The sequence below is a fragment of the Aurantiacibacter atlanticus genome, assembly GCF_001077815.2.
GTDB lineage: Bacteria > Pseudomonadota > Alphaproteobacteria > Sphingomonadales > Sphingomonadaceae > Alteraurantiacibacter > Alteraurantiacibacter atlanticus.
The window spans coordinates 2,811,082-2,827,975 of the sequence record NZ_CP011310.1; the positions used below are offsets into that span (position 1 = coordinate 2,811,082).

Sequence of the window (16,894 nt, forward strand, 5' to 3'; positions counted from 1 at the left end):
ACTCTAGCGGAAGGTGACACAGGTGACACGGTGTAACCCTGCATTTTCATCACTATCCGATTGATATTCGATATTATTTTATCATTTCTGACAAGGTGACACTTTGCCCATCTGAATTTCGCGCCCTGGTGGATAGAAATGAAGGCCCATGTGGCGCGTGACCGGTCTGTAGGAAACCCACCCAATCCCCTTGCCTAGTCCGGCTGGCGCAGCGAAGGATAAGAATAAGGCCCTGGCAAGGACACAAATCTTATGGATAATCCTGCAATTGCACATGACGGCAAAGACATGCCGCCAACGCAGAAGGAAAAGCGACCCGTGGGGTGGCTGCTGTTCATCGTCCAGCTTGCCAGCGTGATCCTCACCTATCTCGTGGCAAGTTTTTTGCCTGCCCTGCCCGCGGTTCTTGCGCAAATGGAGGCAGGGGGCGGTGAGCCTGCGCTGGGTTCTGCGACCGTGGCAGCCACAGTGATAATCGGCATGGCCGCTACGCTGCTGGTATGCTGGTTGTGGCTGCGCCGCGAAGGGCGCGTGGCGGAGGCGTGGGATCTGTCCGCGCCCGCCAATTGGGCCCGCACAGTATTGCTGGCCGCGCTCACCACATTTGGCGCCATCGCCATCTTCAGTGGCGGCGGTGCCTTGCTGGAATGGCAGGGAACGCCCGCGCCCGATGCCAGCTTCGTGCTCGATTTCGTTACCGAAAGCCCGCAGCTGTTCTTGCTGTGGATCGTGGGCGTGGCAATCCTCGCCGCCGGTCTTGGCGAGGAATTGCTGTGGCGCGGCTTCCTGATGAACCGGCTTGAACGGCTTGGCGGGTTGCGTGGCCGGATCTGGCTGGTGCTGATCGTCCAGGCGATCCTGTTCGGGCTGCCGCACGCCTATCAGGGTGTCGGCGGGATGATCGTAACCGGCGCAGTGGGCCTGCTTCTGGGCCTTGTCCGCATCATGCAACGCGGCAATCTGTGGGCCGTCATCATCGCTCATGCCAGCGTGGATGTCATCATGATGACCCTGGCCTATGCGGATAAGCTGGGGTGGTTTGCCACCTAGGTAGGCTGAAACGCCATCCGCCCGATTTGACGCATGGCATTCGTTTCAGGCAACCGGACCTTACTTGACCAGTTCGACCTGCTCGAAATCCAGTTCCACCGGTGTTGCGCGTCCGAAGATGGAGACGCTGACCTTGACCTTCGCCTTGTCGAAATCCAGCTCTTCCACCACACCGTTGAAGCTGGCGAAGGGGCCTTCGAGCACCTTGACCTGATCGCCGATTTCGTAATCGACGCTGATGTCCTTCTTGGGTGCGGACTTGGCTTCTTCGACACCGCCAAAATAGCGCGCGGCCTCTTTTTCGCTGATCGCCTGGGGTTTTTGCCCTGCGCCAAGGAAGCCGGTGACCTTGGGTGTATTTTTCACGAGGTGATAGACATCATCGGTCATGTTCAGCTTGGCCAGCACATAGCCGGGCATGAACTTGCGTTCGACCTGAACCTTCTTGCCGCGCTTGATCTCTGTGATGGTTTCGGTCGGCACTTCGACCTCTTCCACGCCTTCTGAAAGACCCAGGCGTTCTGCCTCGGATAGGATTGCGTCACGCACCTTGTTCTCGAAACCGGAATAAGCGTGAATGATGTACCAGCGGGCAGCCATGGAAATCCCTTTTTACCTTCAGACTTAAAATTGCGGCGTGCAGATCAGAGCAGCTGGAGCAGCTGCCGCACGACCCAGCCGAACAGCGAATCGACAGCGAGGAAGAATAGCGACAGGATCAGCACCATGATGCCCACGAAAATCGCCGTACGCACGGTTTCGGGCCATGTCGGCCAGACCACCTTGGAGGTTTCCGAACGCACCTGACGAACGAATTCACCGGGGGAGGTTTTCTTCTTGGTTTCGTCGGCCATGACGGCTTCGCTTCCATTTGCCAAAAAAATCGTGCCTCCCGGGTAGGACTTCGCGCCGCCCCGGATTAGGTCCGGGAGGGGCTTGGCGAAGCTCCGATGTCGGAAGACGGTTGGCTATCTAGTGCCAGCGTCGCGCCTTGGCAAGGCCGCGTAGGGCACCCGGCAAAGCAAATCGGTTGCAAATGTGACTTTAGGACTATGCAGCGGCGCGCCTCGTCGATAGCACTACAGGCGAAGAACGGGCCGCTTGAGGGGAATTCGCACATTATGTCAGCCGGAACTGAACTGTCGTTTGCAGAGCGCATGATCGCACCTGTCACCAATGTGTCGGACCTCATCTGGGGCGGAACGTGGAACGGCGAAGCAGTTATCCCTTTCCCGCCGCTCGCCATCATTCTGCTGGGCGTCGGCCTGTGGTTCATGGTGGGCCTGCGGCTCTATCCAATCGTCAAGCTGGGCAGCGCAATCAAGGGTCTGTTTGCCGGGCGTAAAGGTGCAGGCGCCGGTGAGATTTCGCCCTTCGCGGCGCTTTCCACGGCGCTTTCGGGGCAGGTAGGCACGGGCAATCTTGCAGGCGTGGCCACCGCCATCGCGCTGGGCGGTCCGGGGGCGATCTTCTGGATGTGGATTACCGCGCTGTTCGGCATGGCGCTGGCCTTTGCCGAAGGCGCGCTGGCCATCCGGTATCGCGAAACGACCAGCGATGGCGTCTATCGCGGCGGCCCGATGAGCTACATCATGATGGGCCTTGGACCGAAATGGACCTGGCTTGCGATCGTCTTCTGCGTCGGCACGCTGTTTTCTGCGCTGGTGACGGGTAATTCCATTCAGGCAAATGCCGTAGCAGACGGGCTGAATGAACTGTTCGGTATCGAGGAATGGCTCGGCGGGCTGATCGTGGCGATTCTCGTGTTCATCGTCATCATTGGCGGCATCAAATCCATCGGTAACGTCGCTGAAAAGGTCGTGCCGGTGATGGCGGTAACCTACATCATCATGGCGGTGATCGCGCTGATCCTGAACTTCGGCGATCTCGGCGAAACCTTCAGCCTTATTTTCAACGGCGCATTCAATCCGCAAAGCGCGGTGGGCGGCTTTACCGGTGCAGCCATCATCATGGCGATCCGCGCAGGTGTGGCGCGCGGCCTGTTCTCGAACGAGGCGGGTCAGGGCTCCACCCCGATCGCCCACGCCGTGGCGCAGACGAACGATCCCGAACAGCAGGGCCGCATGGCGATGCTGGGCACGTTCATCGATACCATCGTTATCTGCACCATGACCGCGCTCGTCATCCTGACCGTGCGCGGTGATTTCATGGCGGGCGACGAGGCAGTGCTGCATGCATGGCAATCGGACCGTGTCGGGTTCGAAATGACCAGCGGCGCATTTGCCGCAGCCTTCCCGGTGCAGATTGCCAGCATTCCCATTGGCACGCTGGTTGCCAGTATCGCGCTCATCCTGTTCGTCTTCACCACGCTGCTGACATGGAGCTATTACGGAGAGCGCGCGATCACCTTCATCTATGATCGCGTGAAGGGGTCCAACCGCGAAGGCGAGAAGAAACTTCACATGGCATGGCGTGTGCTGTGGTGCGTGGTGATCTGGTTCGGCGCGGCGCAGCCGAGCGAACTGGTCTGGCGCATAGGCGATATTTCCAATGCCACCATGGTACTGCCCAACTTGCTCGCGCTGGCGCTGCTATCGGGCGTGGTGTTCAAGCTGGCACGCGGCCAGAAGGATGCAGGCCCAACCCACACCGATGAAACACCCGAGGAGCCGGAGGAGTATTAAAGGCTCCTCCGCGCCTCACGGGGGCAATTTGTCACCATTATTAGCGGCGGTGTAACAGGCGTTCCAACAGGCTGGGCTGCTCCATCGGCTGAATGCGGCCATAGGCAGCAAGGCGCTGGCTAGCGTCGCGATAGGCACGCGGGGACGTCCAGCTATCCGGACGGCTTGAGATAAACATACGATCTGACATCTTACGCCTCCTTCTTCGGTCCATTACGGTCGTGCAGAGAAGAAGTTCCCTTCGTCTCCACTGAAGAACGCTTTATCGTAAACTAAGTGATTCCACCATTACCAGATGGTCTGCTAGTATTCAGGATTCTTAATATTTTCCTGAACATATTGAGCGCGCGACCAAATCATCCAAACCAGCAGGGCGGCGCAAATGGGCATCGGATTCATACCCAATGGCAAGGCCATCGCACGCGTCGCATGGGGCGCGGCAAACAACAGGACCAGCGCCAGCTTCTCCCACGGACGAAAGCCTTGGCGCAGCCCTTCTCGCACCAGCCACAGGATTGGCAGGATGAGGAACGGCAGGTCGTAATTGAACAAATAGGGCGATGTGAGTGCAGTGGCCGCCAAAACCAGTGCGCCGCTTGCCAGGGCATCCCCGCCAAATCTGTTCCACGACATGAAAGCGAGAATAATCATGCCGATAGCGCTGGCGATATTCACAGCCAGCGCAATTTCTGTCGGCGCAATCAGGCTCAACTGGCTGAACGGTGTTGCCATACGCAGATAGAACGCGCGATCAGCATTTTCCATGATCGCGGCGCTGGCATTCCAGCTTGTGGTATAGGCCAGCATCGTATCCAGGCCCAGCACCAGCCAAGACAGCAAGAGCAAGGCCAATCCGCTCATCCCAGCAGCCAGAAATGCGCGCCATTTGCCTGCCCCGGCTAACCAAAATGGTATCAACAGGGCCAGATGCGGCTTGATGACTAACATACCCAGAACCGCCCCCGAAAGCACGGGTCGCCTATCCAGCAGAGTTACCCCGGCAATCAGGATCGCGCCGGTCAGCAGACCGTTCTGTGCGTGGCCTGCTGCCAGCAAGGCCCCGGGAAAGACGATCACGATGGGCCACAATTGCACAAATGCACGAATGCTGGCCCAGGCCCATAGAGCAAAGGTCACAGCGACCCAGGCAATCCAAGCCAGCGGAAACGGCAACGCCCCGAAAGGCGCGGCGGCAAACAGGAAGGGCGGCGGATTGACAAAGGCGAACCAGCCTTCGCTTCCCGTTGCTGTCTGCACGCGTTCCTGCACTTCAAGATCATAGGCAGCGGCCGGATCTCCGCCGATAGTAACATGGCCCGCACCCCAGAAGGCGAGAAAATCGGTCCCCTCCACGCCCATTGCCTTGATAAAGGAATTGACCAGCAACAGGAGGCTGGCGATCCCCACGATCACGGCATAGCCACGCACACGGCGCGTATCGAGCCAGTCGGCATGGCGGAGATGATCGATGACAGTTGTGCGCATCGGCATGCCTTATCGTAATATGGTAAACGCGCGATGGAGATTTCTTGCGCAATACCCACGCGCAAAGCAGCCCGCTGGAAGCGGATGCGTGCGCGGCCGCACGGAACTGGTTTTCGGGAAAAATGGCAGGGGTGACAGGATTCGAACCCGTGGCCCTCGGTTTTGGAGACCGATGCTCTACCAGCTGAGCTACACCCCTGCAGGGAGGTGCGCCTCTATAGCGCAGCGCGCGCAATGGCAAGCGACGACATGCGCATGCTATGATAAGTTGCCGCAATGCATTCCCCCGCGCCCAAGATAATACCGCCCGAAATCCTCCTGCTCGCCTATCGCGGCGGCGTTTTCCCTATGGCCGATTCGCGCGATGACGGAGAGGTATTCTGGGTCGAGCCGCGCGAACGGGCGATTCTACCTCTCGATGGTTTCCGCTGTTCTCGCAGTCTTGCCAAAGTGATTCGGCAAGACCGCTTCACTGTCAGGGTGGACGGGGATTTCGATGCGGTGATCGAAGCCTGCGCCCAGCCACGCAGCGACCACCCCGAAACATGGATCAGCCACACGATCGATGCCAGCTATCGCAACCTCCATCGTCACGGCCATGCCCATTCGGTAGAATGCTGGCGTGACGATACGCTGGTTGGCGGGCTTTACGGCGTTGCTTTTGACAGGGTCTTTTGCGGCGAGAGCATGTTTGCGAAGGCAGACAATGCAAGCAAGGTGGCATTGGCATGGTTGGTCGCGCTGATGCGGCGAGCGGGGTTCGTGCTGCTCGATTGCCAATTCATGACCGAACATCTTGCCTCGCTGGGCGCGGTCGAGATCCCGCGTGAGCGGTATCATGAGCTATCGTCAGAGGCAGCCGCGCGTCCACCGAATGATTCCTTGCCACAAGCTCATGCCGCATTGCTTCGGGAAGCGGAGGTTTACGCTTCCTCGCCCGGAAAGCTCATCGCGCATTCCTTCAGCCAGACGTCATAGATCGGGTGCTCAACCACATTGAGGCTGGGCGATTCCTTGAACATCCAGCCCGAAAATATGCCAACCCATTGAAAATCGGCATCGATATCGGGCCGTTCATTGACATAGACCTGCACGAAGGCGCCCGTCTGCTGCGGCTCTTCCCAGGGTGCTGTCCGCTCGCATGCGGACAGGCGGATGATGACATCGTCCACGCGCCGCGATTCGCCCGGCATCATCTCGATTTCGCGGCTGATCTGGTTGCGCTTGTTGATAAGGCCGATGGTGGCCACCCGCTCCTCCATCGGAGTGCCGACCACCTCGGCATCGTCCGGTGCGATTTGCGGTGCAGATTCACCCTGCAATTCTTCGGGGATATCGGTTTCTTCGGCCTGCCGTTCGGGCGCGGATTTATCGCATCCGGTCAGGGCCAGCACGCTTGCTGCAAGAAACACACCGGCGCAGGCGGCGCGCCGCCGGCTCACGCGTCAGGCGTCCAGGCTTCGTAATCACCGCGAGCGGGCGCACGCCTGCCGCCGCGTTCCAGCGCACCAGCGGGAAGATACCGTGTATCGGTGCCGGTGGCATTGGGCGTGTAGTCCGTTTCCCAGATCTTGGGAGGCGCAAGGTGGCTTTCTGGTAATTGATCGTAGGAACCGTGCAGCCAGCCATGCCATTCGGAAGGCACGCGGCTGGCATCATTGACCCCTTCATAGATCACCCAGCGGCGTTCACGCTGGCCGCTTTTCGTGTCCTTACTGCGAAAATATTTATTGCCCTGTGCATCGGTGCCGACATGCTCGCCATTGCGCGCAGACCACAGGCTGGTGCCGATGGTGGCACCTTCCCACCAGGTGAAGATTTTGCCGAGGAAGTTCATGGGCTGCGCGATTAGCGGATTCGGTAGCGAAGGCCAAGCACTAGCTGGTGGTTACCATTCAATCCGGTCACCCGGTTCTATCCCCAGTTCGGCAGATCGCCCACCGATGAGTTCAAGAACCGCGATGCCGGGACGATCAGAACGCACGCTCTCCTCATTATAAGGGACACCGTCGCCAATATTGATGACGGTCTGGTTTTCATCGATGAAAATGATGTCGAGCGGCAGCAGGGTATTGCGCATCCAGAAACCCATGTCCTGCGGCACATCATAGGGGAACAGCATACCTTCATCCGGCCCCATTTCGGTGCGGAACATCATGCCGCGCGCCTGCTCTTCCCTGGTGGAGGCGACTTCGGTCTGGATGACATAGGTGCCGCTTTCGGTTGTGATGGTGACGGGTATGATTTCCAGACCCGCTTCGGAAAGCGCTGCGGAATTCGCTGCCGTCGAGGCAGCAGGTGCCTGATCGGCGGCCTGCGGCGAACAGGCGAGCAGGGGAATGGCCAATAAAACAAGTCCAAGATTACGCAGTATCGTCATCATCCCATTCCTCTGCTTCGGCGACCCATTCACGCGCGCTATCTTCATCTATGGCATCGATCATCGCGCGGGCGTGATCGAAACTGTGGCCTACACGCAGCATCGCTGCAATCTGTTTTTCGCGCTTTGCACGGTCAGGTGTTTCCAGGCCGAAGGGGCCAAAGCGGCGCTTGCCCGCAAGATGCAGCGCCGCACGCCGCCGGGATGCCTCTCTTGGCGCAACTGCTTCGCGGACCTGTTCTGCAATGCCTGCCTGCCCAAGCGACTGGTTCACGCGGTTCGCGCCATAGCCGCGCCGCAGCAAATCAGACGATCGCGCACGGGCATAGGCCGCATCATCGACATAGCCCTTGTCCACAAAACGCGCGACCAGCGCCGGCACATCCGGCCCGTTTTCCTCACCATCTGTCGCGTCTTCCCAACCGCGTTCGCGCAATTTGCGGGCCAGATACCGTTCCAGCTTGGTCGCACTGGTGGCAAACCGCGCAACATAGGACAGCGCCAGCTCCTCCAGAGCTGCCGGAGAAAGCGGGCGTGGCGCCCTGCGTTCGCGCTTACTTGCCTGTCGATTGACATTCATTGGCCATATTCGTGCCACACTTCCCTTGAAATGGGAAAGGCTGTAGCGGTGTCCACTTCATTTGAGACACCGCTTTTTGATATGGGAAGCGACAACAGAGCACCCATGACATGAGGGTCCACACAAGGTTTATGACCGAACTCACCCCTACCCCGAATGATTGCCCCCTGCCGCGTCGCAGGTCTGATTTTATCACCTTCAACGAGGCGATAGATTATGCCGCGCGCAGTGAAAAGGGCCTCAATTTCTACGATCCGCGCGGAACGCTGGAACGTGTGTATCCCTATGCCAGCATGCGCGAAGATGCGCTGGCCAACGCCCGCCGCCTGTCCGCAATGGGCATTGGAAAAGATGACAGGGTTGCACTGATAGCGGAAACCAGCCCCGAATTTACCGCCATGTTCTGCGCCTGCGTCTATGCGGGTGCATGGCCGGTGCCGCTGCCGCTGCCCACCACCTTTGGTGGCAAGGACAGTTATATTGAACAGCTGGGCGTGCAATTGGCCAGCAGCGATCCCAAGCTGCTCGTCTATCCTGCCGAAATCGGTGAAATGGCCAGTGCAGCTGCCGCCAGACAGGGCTGCACCGGAATGGATTGGGATGCATTTGCCGCGCAGGAAGCACCCGATGCCGATCTGCCGGAGGCCGATCCCGATGACATCTGCTATCTGCAATATTCCAGCGGCTCCACCCGTTTCCCGACCGGCGTTGCTGTTACCCACCGGGCCTTGCTGCATAATCTTTACGGCCATGCCACGTCGATGCACATCGGAGAGGGCGATCGCGGGGTGAGCTGGCTGCCCTTCTATCACGATATGGGGCTGGTCGGCTGCTTCCTGTCCATGATCGGCAATCAGGTCAGCGCCGATTATCTCAAGACAGAACATTTCGCCCGCCGCCCGCTGGCGTGGCTTGACCTCATCAGCCGCAATCCCGGCAATTCATTGAGCTACTCGCCCACCTTCGGCTATGACATTTGCGCCCGCCGCATTTCCAGCCAGAGCCAGGTATCGGACCGTTTCGATCTGTCGCGCTGGCGATTGGCAGGCAATGGCGCGGATATGATCCGGCCTGACGTGATGCAGCAATTCGTCAACGCCTTTGCCGATGCGGGTTTCAAGGCGAGCGCCTTCACACCGTCCTATGGTCTTGCAGAGGCGACGCTGGCGGTTACCGTCATGCCCCCGGGCGAAGGTATCCGCGTGGAACTGGTTGAGGAGGAGCGCCTGTCGGGCACGCTGCGCGATCTCAGCCGTCCCGCGCGCTATCGTGCCATCGTCAATTGCGGCAAACCGCTGCCCGATATGGACGTTGAGATCCGCGGCGAGAACGATGCCGTGAAGGGCGATCACCAGATCGGCAAAGTCTGGTGCCGCGGCCCCAGCGTGATGCATTCCTATTTCCGGGATGAGGCCGCGACTGGCGATTGCCTCGTCGATGGCTGGCTCGATACAGGAGACATGGGCTATATGGCCGATGGCTATCTGTTCATCGTGGGCCGGGCCAAGGATATGATCATTATCAATGGCAAGAACCATTGGCCGCAGGATATCGAATGGGCAGTGGAACAACTGCCCGGCTTCAACCACGGCGATATCGCGGCCTTCTCTGTCGAAACCGAAAATGGCGAGGAAGCGCCCGCCGTGCTGGTGCATTGCCGCGTATCCGACCCTGATGAACGGATCAGGCTGCGTGACCAGATTGCGGACAAGGTGCGCGCTGTTACCGGCATGAGCTGCGTTGTCGAACTGGTGCCGCCACGGACGTTGCCACGCACCAGCAGCGGCAAATTGAGCCGCGCCAAGGCGAAAAAGCTCTATCTTTCGGGTGAGATTTCGCCATTGGACCTGGCCGCTTGAGCCTGACTGTCGAGAGGGTTCGAAAGGTTTGGCTTACCCGGCACAGGCGCGGCGCGGACGATCTGCAACTGATCCGCCCTGCCGCAGCGGATTTGATGCGTGCCGGGTGATGTTCCGACGCCGATTCTCCCTGTCGTCCTCTCTCACGCCAGCAAGAGGACGCCCAACGGATAAATCAGGGCCAGCAGGGCGATAAGCCATATCAGCGTACGAACCTTGGGAATGCCAGCCCAGTAAAGCGGGAGGTAAATCACACGCGCACCCAGCCAGATCCAAGCGGCAATCGCGGTCAGCGTGCTAGCCTTGTCTGCTATCACCACGCCGCCAAGGGCAATGATAGCCAGCGGCAGTGTTTCAAGAAAATTGCCGCGTGCGCGATCCAGCCGTCCGGCCACATCGTTGAGCGGCTGAAGATCCTCATCACGCGCCCCCATGTTCCATTCCTTGCCATATTGCTGCGTCTTGTAGCGGATGGCAGCAAAAATATGGACCAGCAGCAAGATGGCGGCGAGGCCAAGGACAGTAAGTTCAGCAGGCATGATGTCTATTCCTCTTCAATCACCCAACGCGCGGTGACCGCTCCGTATCCTGCCCCGGTAGCATTGGTCTGCATGGCTTTTTCCTCAGCCGCCAAAATGGCACGCAGAGCGCTCACCGACTCTTCCGGTCCGCTCAACTGCACAGCGACGCCAACGCGGTCGTGCGCCCAGCTTGCCAATTGCAATGCGCGGCGACCAGATACGGTGATCTCCTCATTCTCGAACGTGATTTCGGGCAAATTGCGCAAAGGCGGGATGAAACGGATATCCCAATCGGGTTCGGTCGCATCGATCCTGCGTTCAAGTTCGTTATAAGCGGCCATCGTCGCCCCTTCCAGCGGGCGCGCCGTGACCACGGCCCGGCGCCGTTCCCGATCAACGGTAACATCGTCTATCGGAACGCCGGCCAGAAGCGCCAGCCTGTCGGCAATATCCTCAGCCCTTTCACGCGCCTCTGCCTCCTGCGCGCGGGCGGCAGCAAGCTGCGCTTCTTCGGCAGCCTGCTCGCTCGTGCCGACACGCACCTGGGTGAGCGAAAATTCTATGACGCGGCTCAAGCGGTCGCTCGCCATCTGTTCGGTCAGCGCTTCTGCATTGGCGATAATCTGCGGCGTCAGCACTGTGGCAGTCACCTGAATGGGATCGCTTTCGAAATTTGATTCAATCTGTGACACGCGGGCGCGCCCGTCGAATACGTCGATCACGGTGGAATTTATCTGCCGCGTCGCATTACTTTCCCACACGATCTGGCGCAGGGAAAGGAATAGCGGGATAGCAAGGACGATAAACGCGGCGAAGATCAGGAAGGACTGTATCTGCGTCTGCTTTTCCGAAAGGCTGGTGCTGAAACCAAACATGCGCGCCATCGCCGTTGCGGTCAGGGCGATGGCGGTGAGGTTGGTGATGAACAGGAACATCGCGCCCCAGAACACCGTTCCGTTCACCGTCGCCAGCCCAAAGCCGACCACCGCGAGTGGCGGCATCAAGGCCGTAGCAATCGCCACGCCGACAATCGTGCCCTCGCGCCCGCGGATCATCGCATAGGCGCCCGCAATAGACGAAAATATCGCCACGCCAAGATCGAACAGGCTGGGCCGCGTGCGGGCGGCAATTTCGCTGGTAATGGTCTGCAAGGGCGAGAAAAACACGATGATGGCACAGAAGATAATGGCAAAGCCCACCCCCACCGCCAGCGATTTTGCCGATTGTCGCAACCATTGGAAATCGCCGATGGCCAGCGCAAAACCGACACCCATGATCGGATCCATCAACGGAGAAAGCAGCATCGCCCCGATCACCACGGCAGCCGATCCCTGCAACAGGCCCAGCACTGCGATGCCGGCGGACATGCAGGTCATCAGCAGGTAACGGGCCGATAGCGCGCATTCGGCGCGCCGTTTTTCAATCACAGCCGCCTGATCGACCGTGCCCCGCACATCCATGCCCCACCAGCCTCTGAGGCTGCGCAGCACATCGCTGAACCCCCGTCGTGCCGGGGATGAGGTCGCGCTCGCTTCGGGAACGGAATTCGCTGACATTTCCGGGGAGTTTGGTGTTTGCATTACAGCGCATTATCGCGGAAGCTGCCCAGCACAAAGCTTGAAACACGTGTCTTGTATGCCTAATACACTGGATACAGGCAGGAAGGGAAATCGCGCGCGATGGCAATTAGCAACCAGACAGAGACCAAAACCGCCACCGATCTGGAGCTGACGCCGCCTGATCCCGTGCCCGCTGTGACCCCGGAAAGGGCTGCCGGACTTGTGCCGGTAAGCGAGGAAAAAAAGACCGCCCTGCAGGAAAAAGTGGATGGCTTCGTGGACGAGCTCGTCGCGCTGGATTCCAATTCACCTGATTTCGGCAAGAAGGTGGACCAGATCACCAATATGGGGCGCAAGGAAATCATGGCCGCCAGCCAGATGTCCAACCGTTTCCTTGATCGGCCGGTGCGTGCAATGGATCAGGAAAGCGGTGTCGGCACCGATCTGGCCGAATTACGCCGCACGGTCGAAGATCTCGATCCCGGCCGCAAGGGCAAGCTGACGGGGCGCAAGCTGTTCGGCATCATCCCGTTCGGCAACAAGTTGAAGAATTATTTTGACAGCTACACCAGCACGCAAGGCCACATCCAGTCGATCCTGGCCCGTCTATCCAGCGGCAAGGACGAATTGCTGATGGATAATGCCGCAATCGATGTCGAACGCCAGAAGCTGTGGGAAGCGATGGGCAATCTGGAACAGATGATCCACATCGCCAGGGCGCTGGATGCTGAGCTGGAGGAAAAAGCTGCCGAACTCGATTCCAGCAATCCTGAAAAGGCCAAGGCCATCCGCGAAACCGCGCTGTTTTATGTCCGTCAGCGCACGCAGGATCTGCTCACGCAAATGGCAGTTTCGGTGCAAGGATATCTCGCGCTTGATCTCGTCAAGAAGAACAATGTCGAGCTGGTGAAAGGCGTGGACCGTGCCAGCACAACAACCGTGGGCGCGCTGCGCACCGCTGTAACAGTGGCACAGGCGATGACTAATCAGCGCCTGGTGTTGGGCCAGATCACCGCGCTCAACCAGACGACGGCGGGCATCATCGATTCCACCGGCGAATTGCTGCGCAGCAACACCGCGCAAATTCACGAACAGGCAGCCAGCTCCACCATCCCGATGGAAACGCTGCAACGCGCCTTCCAGAACATCTATGACACAATGGACGAGGTCGACCAGTTCAAGCTGCGCGCGCTCGATTCCATGAAACAGACAGTCGATGTGCTTTCGACCGAGGTGGAAAAATCAAAGGGCTATATCGCCCGCGCTGAAGGCCAGTCGCAAGCAGCGCAGCAGGTCAATGACAGCGGCCTGTTGAGCCTCGAAGGATAGTCGGGGCATTCTGGATGGCAGATGATATCACCCGCGATTCCGATCGCATACTGTCCGAAGGCCGCGCATTGGTGCGCGACAACCAGACTGGCGGACGGCATCGGCTGGACAGCCGATCAATCGGGCGCGGATCAAAACAGATAAAGACCAAAAATCTGCTTAAGCGCGCCGGCTATTTCGGCGTAGCGTTGCTGGCGATCTTCATGGCGGCGAGTGTCCTTGGCATTGTCCTTAACGGTATTGGCTTTGTCGGGGTGATGACGGTATTGTTCGCAATCATCGCGGCAGGGGTCATCTTCGCCAATTACCCCAAGGTAAAAACGCCGAAACGTGCCGATCTCGCCCGCACGCAGGATGCCAGACAATTGGTCGCGCGGACCGAGCTGTGGCTGGAACACCAGCGTCCCGCCCTACCCCCGCCCGCGGTGAGACTAGTGGATGATCTGGGCGTGCAGCTCGATGCGCTGGGCAAGCAGCTGGAACATGTCGATCCTGCCCACCCCGCTGCGGCCGAAACGCGCAAGCTGGTGGGTGAACATCTGCCCGAAATGCTGGAAGGCTATCAGCGCATACCCGATCACATGCGCCGCGAAGAACGCGCCGGTTCCACGCCGGAAAGCCAGCTGGTCGATAGCCTCGGCAAGATCAGCAAGGAAATTGACCACGTCACCCGGCAATTGGCGGAAGGATCACTGGATGATCTGGCGATCCGTAACCGCTTCCTCGAATATAAATATGGCGGCGAGGATTCCTCTACGCCCGTGAAAGGCGACTGATGGATATCGAAATCCCGCATAATCTGGGAAGGGAGGAGGTCCGCCGGCGTCTGCGCGAAAACAGCCATAAGATCGGTGACAATATCCCCGGCGGAATGGCCGAGGTGGAAACCAGCTGGTCCGGCGAGGACCGCATGGACATGTCCATCGGCGCGATGGGTCAAATGCTTTCTGGGCATATAGATATCGAGGATGACAAGGTCATCTTCCACATGCTGATTCCGGCGGCCCTGGGCTTCATCAAACCGATGATAGACGCCGCCATTCGGCAACAGGGCCAGAAATTGCTCGCTCCGCCAACGGATTAAGGCCGAAGGGTCAGAGCTTTCGCTCGCGCTCCAGATAGCTGGCAGGAATACGCAGCGTCGCCGCCGCCAAACGTGTTTCCCTAAGAAATAACACCAGCGCCCACATTAACAGCGCGATGGCCACGATGAATGTGGCGGCAGCAAAGGGGTTCAGCCCGATTTGCGTGAATTCCTGCACGAACAGCAAGACCACGGTCACCCCAATCGACAATGCCGAGAGCACCAGTTGCAAAAGCGCCCTTCCAATGAGGGCAATGCGTTCGTCCGACATGCGCATCTGGCGCACGATCATATCGTGTTCCTCACCCTCGGTCTTGCCGTGAAGCGCCTGCAAATCACGGGAACGGTCCACCACGCGACCCAGCCGCTGGCTCAGCGTGGAGATGATACTGCCGATGGCGACCAGCACGAAGACAGGGGTCAGTGCCAGCTGGATCGTCTGGGCTATCATCAGGTCTTCACCGGGGAGGAAGAAATTCATCTGGCGAAAATCCTATTGATTGGTCGCGCCGTGCAGCTTGCCGACTTTTTGCGCGCCCTGCATCGATGTCACCAGTACTTCATCGCCATCGACCACAATCGCGATGTCTTCCAGACCGATAACCGAAATGCGCGGTCCGTCGGTTTCGGCAAGAACATTGGCACAATCGATCAGTTCTACGGCACCGCGCGCGCAATTGCCCGCATCATCGCCTTCCCGCGCGTCACGCAGCGCAGGCCAGCCGCCGATATCGGACCAGCCCATCGACACCGGCACCATGGCGGCGCGCTGCGTCTGCTCCATGACCGCGTAATCGACCGATTCGGACTGAATCTCTGAAAACGGTTCGGCTGCGGGATAAAACCGCGCGCCATCTTCATGGCCGTCACTGACAGAGCGGCGCACAGCATCGGCCAGTGCCGGACGGTGGCGGTCAAGCTCTGCCATGAGAGCGCCCGCCCGAAACGCGAAGATGCCGCCGTTCCAACTATAGCCTCCATGCGCAAGAAATTCCGCCGCGCGGGCAGGATCGGGCTTCTCGACGAAACCTTCCACGGCAAACCCGCCGTCCAGCACTTCGCCCTGCAGGATATAGCCATAGCCTGTTTCTGGATGGGTGGGTGTTATGCCAAAGGCAACAAGATGATCCTGTTTCGCCAGCATGGCGGCAGCCTGCGCCGCCATGCGGAATGCGACGACATCACCAATGTGGTGATCGCTGGGACACACCAGCATCACCGCATCCTGTGGCAGCAGTACGGCAGCCAGCGCGATAGCGGCAGCGGTATTCTTCGCCTCTGGCTCCACCACGATGCGCGCGTCATTTCCGCCAAGCTGCGCCGCGACATGTTCGAGATGCGCGTTGCCGGTGACGATGAAAGGTGCGGCAAATTGCCCGGGATCGCTGCACCGCGCCAGCGTCTCCTCGAACAAGGTCTGGTCACCCACCAGCGGCAGGAAGGGTTTGGGCTTTACCTTGCGACTGCGGGGCCACAGGCGGGTGCCGCTGCCGCCGCACATAATAACTGGATGAATCATGGTCATGTCTTGCACCTGTGAAATTCCGGGCCTTGCTGCAACCGCTTTATTGCCTGCTTCTTACGATCGGGCGCGAAAATCGACGCGATAGCCATAGCGCGCCTCTACCGGTGTGCCATCTGCCGCAGTCGCAGGATTGAAACGGATACGCTCTATCACCAGCGGGCACACGCGCGCGGTAGTTGCTGCATCGACCTGCGTATTGGCGACGGTGCAATTGCGCGCGCGACCAGCCGTGGTGACAGTGAAATGCACGGTGACAGAACGGCCAAGTCGCGTCTCCCGCCCACCTTCTGGGATCGGAAAATCGCGCGCCTCGTTCAATTCGCCCGATCGCACTGAAGGACCAACTGCTACCGCGCCGCCAGTGCCCGATCCCCTGCGGCCGCTGCCGGTGCCATCGCCCGGCCCGCCAGCGCCCGTGCCTTCACCATCTTCTCGTGCGCCAGAGGTGTTGGCAGTGCCGGTTGAAGTTGCTCGCGGCGCCGGGCTCGGCCGCGGCAATGGCTGCGGAGGCGCAATGACAGGGCGCGGTGTCGCCTCGCGCCCTTCGTCGCCAGCCGCACCTTCATCCGGCTGCGGCGGGGCAATGCTCGGCTCGGCTTCCGGTTCTTCATCTTCATAGGTCCGCACGGTGACTGTCACGATGGATGTTGCCTGTTCGATCACTTCGGATGTGAATTCAGGCATCAGCAGGCGTGCCAGTCCGGCCAATGCCAGTATATGGGCCAGGGCGATCAGCACCACCAGCTTCCAGTTCAGCTTCTTGCGCTTTGCTGCAAAACCGCGTTGCACCATAAGGACCCGTTTTCCTTTGCCGGTTCGTGCGAGCCATCAAGGCCTGCGTCTTGTTAGCATTGTGCCGCGATGATGCCAGTAGGCT

At 59.4% G+C, this 16,894-nt stretch carries 20 protein-coding genes and 1 tRNA gene; 7 read left to right on the top strand and 14 right to left on the bottom strand.

Annotation, left to right across the window (positions count from 1 at the left end):
- The first annotated feature begins 252 nt into the window (after positions 1-252).
- A complete protein-coding gene (locus CP97_RS13710; protein WP_227819610.1) occupies positions 253-1,050 on the top strand; it encodes a type II CAAX endopeptidase family protein in 798 nt (265 codons plus the stop codon).
- A gap of 60 nt (positions 1,051-1,110) precedes the next feature.
- Here CP97_RS13710 and nusG read toward each other — a convergent pair whose 3' ends face one another.
- Together nusG and secE are read right to left on the bottom strand one after the other, a co-directional pair.
- Positions 1,111-1,650, bottom strand: coding sequence for a transcription termination/antitermination protein NusG (gene nusG, locus CP97_RS13715; protein WP_048886414.1), 540 nt, complete (start codon positions 1,648-1,650; stop codon positions 1,111-1,113).
- Positions 1,651-1,694: 44 nt separating this feature from the next.
- Positions 1,695-1,904, bottom strand: coding sequence for a preprotein translocase subunit SecE (gene secE, locus CP97_RS13720; RefSeq protein ID WP_048887032.1), 210 nt, complete (start codon positions 1,902-1,904; stop codon positions 1,695-1,697).
- Positions 1,905-2,171: 267 nt separating this feature from the next.
- On the opposite strand from secE, the gene CP97_RS13725 reads away from it, so the two are divergent.
- A complete protein-coding gene (locus tag CP97_RS13725; RefSeq protein WP_048886415.1) occupies positions 2,172-3,695 on the top strand; it encodes an alanine/glycine:cation symporter family protein in 1,524 nt (507 codons plus the stop codon).
- Positions 3,696-3,735: 40 nt separating this feature from the next.
- On the opposite strand, the gene CP97_RS16390 is transcribed toward CP97_RS13725, so the two are convergent.
- The 3 genes from CP97_RS16390 to CP97_RS13735 all read right to left on the bottom strand — a co-directional run bounded on the left by CP97_RS16390 (position 3,736) and on the right by CP97_RS13735 (position 5,379).
- The gene (locus CP97_RS16390) at positions 3,736-3,885 is read right to left on the bottom strand and encodes a hypothetical protein (protein WP_169807768.1); all 150 of its coding nucleotides are present in this window, start codon (positions 3,883-3,885) and stop codon (positions 3,736-3,738) included.
- Positions 3,886-3,998: 113 nt separating this feature from the next.
- Positions 3,999-5,180, bottom strand: a complete 1,182-nt coding sequence (locus CP97_RS13730; RefSeq protein WP_063612451.1) for a glycosyltransferase family 87 protein — start codon at positions 5,178-5,180, stop codon at positions 3,999-4,001.
- Between the two features lie 123 nt (positions 5,181-5,303).
- A tRNA-Trp gene (locus CP97_RS13735) sits at positions 5,304-5,379 on the bottom strand.
- A 77-nt stretch (positions 5,380-5,456) separates the two neighbouring features.
- Between CP97_RS13735 and aat the strand changes: the two genes are divergently transcribed.
- Complete coding sequence (gene aat, locus CP97_RS13740) at positions 5,457-6,158, top strand: leucyl/phenylalanyl-tRNA--protein transferase (RefSeq protein WP_048886417.1); 702 nt, start codon at positions 5,457-5,459, stop codon at positions 6,156-6,158.
- Here the strand turns inward: aat and CP97_RS13745 are convergent.
- From CP97_RS13745 to CP97_RS13760, 4 genes are read right to left on the bottom strand one after another with little or no spacing between them, the layout of a single operon-like run.
- On the bottom strand, positions 6,104-6,622 hold the full coding sequence (locus CP97_RS13745; RefSeq protein WP_227819611.1) for a DUF2155 domain-containing protein: 519 nt from the start codon (positions 6,620-6,622) through the stop codon (positions 6,104-6,106). The two genes, aat and CP97_RS13745, sit on opposite strands and share 55 nt — an antisense overlap.
- Positions 6,619-7,017, bottom strand: a complete 399-nt coding sequence (locus CP97_RS13750) for an NADH:ubiquinone oxidoreductase subunit NDUFA12 (RefSeq protein ID WP_048886418.1) — start codon at positions 7,015-7,017, stop codon at positions 6,619-6,621. Before CP97_RS13750 ends, CP97_RS13745 begins: the two co-directional genes overlap by 4 nt.
- A 51-nt stretch (positions 7,018-7,068) precedes the next feature.
- On the bottom strand, positions 7,069-7,563 hold the full coding sequence (locus tag CP97_RS13755) for a DUF192 domain-containing protein (RefSeq protein WP_048886419.1): 495 nt from the start codon (positions 7,561-7,563) through the stop codon (positions 7,069-7,071).
- Positions 7,544-8,140: a regulatory protein RecX gene (locus CP97_RS13760; protein ID WP_048886420.1), complete on the bottom strand. Its 597-nt coding sequence runs from the start codon at positions 8,138-8,140 to the stop codon at positions 7,544-7,546. The genes CP97_RS13755 and CP97_RS13760 overlap by 20 nt, the downstream gene beginning before the upstream one ends.
- Before the next feature lie 131 nt (positions 8,141-8,271).
- Between CP97_RS13760 and CP97_RS13765 the strand changes: the two genes are divergently transcribed.
- The gene (locus CP97_RS13765; RefSeq protein WP_048886421.1) at positions 8,272-9,999 is read left to right on the top strand and encodes a fatty acyl-AMP ligase; all 1,728 of its coding nucleotides are present in this window, start codon (positions 8,272-8,274) and stop codon (positions 9,997-9,999) included.
- 143 nt (positions 10,000-10,142) lie between these two features.
- Here CP97_RS13765 and CP97_RS13770 read toward each other — a convergent pair whose 3' ends face one another.
- Together CP97_RS13770 and CP97_RS13775 are read right to left on the bottom strand one after the other, a co-directional pair.
- Positions 10,143-10,538 carry an MAPEG family protein gene (locus CP97_RS13770; RefSeq protein ID WP_048886422.1) on the bottom strand — a complete coding sequence of 132 codons (396 nt, stop codon included), beginning with the start codon at positions 10,536-10,538 and terminating at the stop codon, positions 10,143-10,145.
- Positions 10,539-10,543: 5 nt separating this feature from the next.
- A complete protein-coding gene (locus CP97_RS13775; RefSeq protein WP_082863833.1) occupies positions 10,544-12,100 on the bottom strand; it encodes a TIGR00341 family protein in 1,557 nt (518 codons plus the stop codon).
- Positions 12,101-12,199: 99 nt separating this feature from the next.
- On the opposite strand from CP97_RS13775, the gene CP97_RS13780 reads away from it, so the two are divergent.
- The 3 genes from CP97_RS13780 to CP97_RS13790 are packed head-to-tail and all read left to right on the top strand — an operon-like array spanning position 12,200 to position 14,492.
- On the top strand, positions 12,200-13,408 hold the full coding sequence (locus tag CP97_RS13780) for a toxic anion resistance protein (RefSeq protein ID WP_149036494.1): 1,209 nt from the start codon (positions 12,200-12,202) through the stop codon (positions 13,406-13,408).
- Between the two features lie 14 nt (positions 13,409-13,422).
- A complete protein-coding gene (locus CP97_RS13785; protein ID WP_048886424.1) occupies positions 13,423-14,184 on the top strand; it encodes a hypothetical protein in 762 nt (253 codons plus the stop codon).
- Positions 14,184-14,492 (top strand): polyhydroxyalkanoic acid system family protein, encoded by a 309-nt coding sequence (locus CP97_RS13790; protein ID WP_048886425.1) that lies wholly within the window; start codon positions 14,184-14,186, stop codon positions 14,490-14,492. The genes CP97_RS13785 and CP97_RS13790 overlap by 1 nt, the downstream gene beginning before the upstream one ends.
- 10 nt (positions 14,493-14,502) lie before the next feature.
- Here the strand turns inward: CP97_RS13790 and CP97_RS13795 are convergent, their stop codons facing one another.
- Genes CP97_RS13795 through CP97_RS13805 form a run of 3 tightly spaced genes read right to left on the bottom strand, consistent with a single transcriptional unit; the run spans position 14,503 to position 16,809 of the window.
- Positions 14,503-14,973 carry a DUF2721 domain-containing protein gene (locus tag CP97_RS13795; protein ID WP_227819612.1) on the bottom strand — a complete coding sequence of 157 codons (471 nt, stop codon included), beginning with the start codon at positions 14,971-14,973 and terminating at the stop codon, positions 14,503-14,505.
- Positions 14,974-14,985: 12 nt separating this feature from the next.
- Positions 14,986-16,017 carry a mannose-1-phosphate guanylyltransferase gene (locus CP97_RS13800; RefSeq protein WP_048886426.1) on the bottom strand — a complete coding sequence of 344 codons (1,032 nt, stop codon included), beginning with the start codon at positions 16,015-16,017 and terminating at the stop codon, positions 14,986-14,988.
- A 54-nt stretch (positions 16,018-16,071) separates the two neighbouring features.
- Positions 16,072-16,809 (bottom strand): energy transducer TonB, encoded by a 738-nt coding sequence (locus CP97_RS13805; RefSeq protein WP_048886427.1) that lies wholly within the window; start codon positions 16,807-16,809, stop codon positions 16,072-16,074.
- Between the last annotated feature and the right edge of the window lie 85 nt (positions 16,810-16,894).

Bases quoted from the DNA above. Each gene is read 5' to 3' on its own strand.
- aat (WP_048886417.1), top strand. From the start codon at position 5,457: ATGCATTCCCCCGCGCCCAAGATAATACCGCCCGAAATCCTCCTGCTC.
- CP97_RS13805 (WP_048886427.1), bottom strand. From the start codon at position 16,809: ATGGTGCAACGCGGTTTTGCAGCAAAGCGCAAGAAGCTGAACTGGAAG.
- CP97_RS13750 (WP_048886418.1), bottom strand. From the start codon at position 7,017: ATGAACTTCCTCGGCAAAATCTTCACCTGGTGGGAAGGTGCCACCATC.
- CP97_RS13755 (WP_048886419.1), bottom strand. From the start codon at position 7,563: ATGATGACGATACTGCGTAATCTTGGACTTGTTTTATTGGCCATTCCC.
- nusG (WP_048886414.1), bottom strand. From the start codon at position 1,650: ATGGCTGCCCGCTGGTACATCATTCACGCTTATTCCGGTTTCGAGAAC.
- CP97_RS13770 (WP_048886422.1), bottom strand. From the start codon at position 10,538: ATGCCTGCTGAACTTACTGTCCTTGGCCTCGCCGCCATCTTGCTGCTG.
- CP97_RS16390 (WP_169807768.1), bottom strand. From the start codon at position 3,885: ATGTCAGATCGTATGTTTATCTCAAGCCGTCCGGATAGCTGGACGTCC.
- secE (WP_048887032.1), bottom strand. From the start codon at position 1,904: ATGGCCGACGAAACCAAGAAGAAAACCTCCCCCGGTGAATTCGTTCGT.
- CP97_RS13760 (WP_048886420.1), bottom strand. From the start codon at position 8,140: ATGAATGTCAATCGACAGGCAAGTAAGCGCGAACGCAGGGCGCCACGC.
- CP97_RS13790 (WP_048886425.1), top strand. From the start codon at position 14,184: ATGGATATCGAAATCCCGCATAATCTGGGAAGGGAGGAGGTCCGCCGG.
- CP97_RS13725 (WP_048886415.1), top strand. From the start codon at position 2,172: ATGTCAGCCGGAACTGAACTGTCGTTTGCAGAGCGCATGATCGCACCT.
- CP97_RS13780 (WP_149036494.1), top strand. From the start codon at position 12,200: ATGGCAATTAGCAACCAGACAGAGACCAAAACCGCCACCGATCTGGAG.
- CP97_RS13795 (WP_227819612.1), bottom strand. From the start codon at position 14,973: ATGAATTTCTTCCTCCCCGGTGAAGACCTGATGATAGCCCAGACGATC.
- CP97_RS13775 (WP_082863833.1), bottom strand. From the start codon at position 12,100: ATGCAAACACCAAACTCCCCGGAAATGTCAGCGAATTCCGTTCCCGAA.
- CP97_RS13800 (WP_048886426.1), bottom strand. From the start codon at position 16,017: ATGACCATGATTCATCCAGTTATTATGTGCGGCGGCAGCGGCACCCGC.
- CP97_RS13765 (WP_048886421.1), top strand. From the start codon at position 8,272: ATGACCGAACTCACCCCTACCCCGAATGATTGCCCCCTGCCGCGTCGC.
- CP97_RS13730 (WP_063612451.1), bottom strand. From the start codon at position 5,180: ATGCGCACAACTGTCATCGATCATCTCCGCCATGCCGACTGGCTCGAT.
- CP97_RS13710 (WP_227819610.1), top strand. From the start codon at position 253: ATGGATAATCCTGCAATTGCACATGACGGCAAAGACATGCCGCCAACG.
- CP97_RS13785 (WP_048886424.1), top strand. From the start codon at position 13,423: ATGGCAGATGATATCACCCGCGATTCCGATCGCATACTGTCCGAAGGC.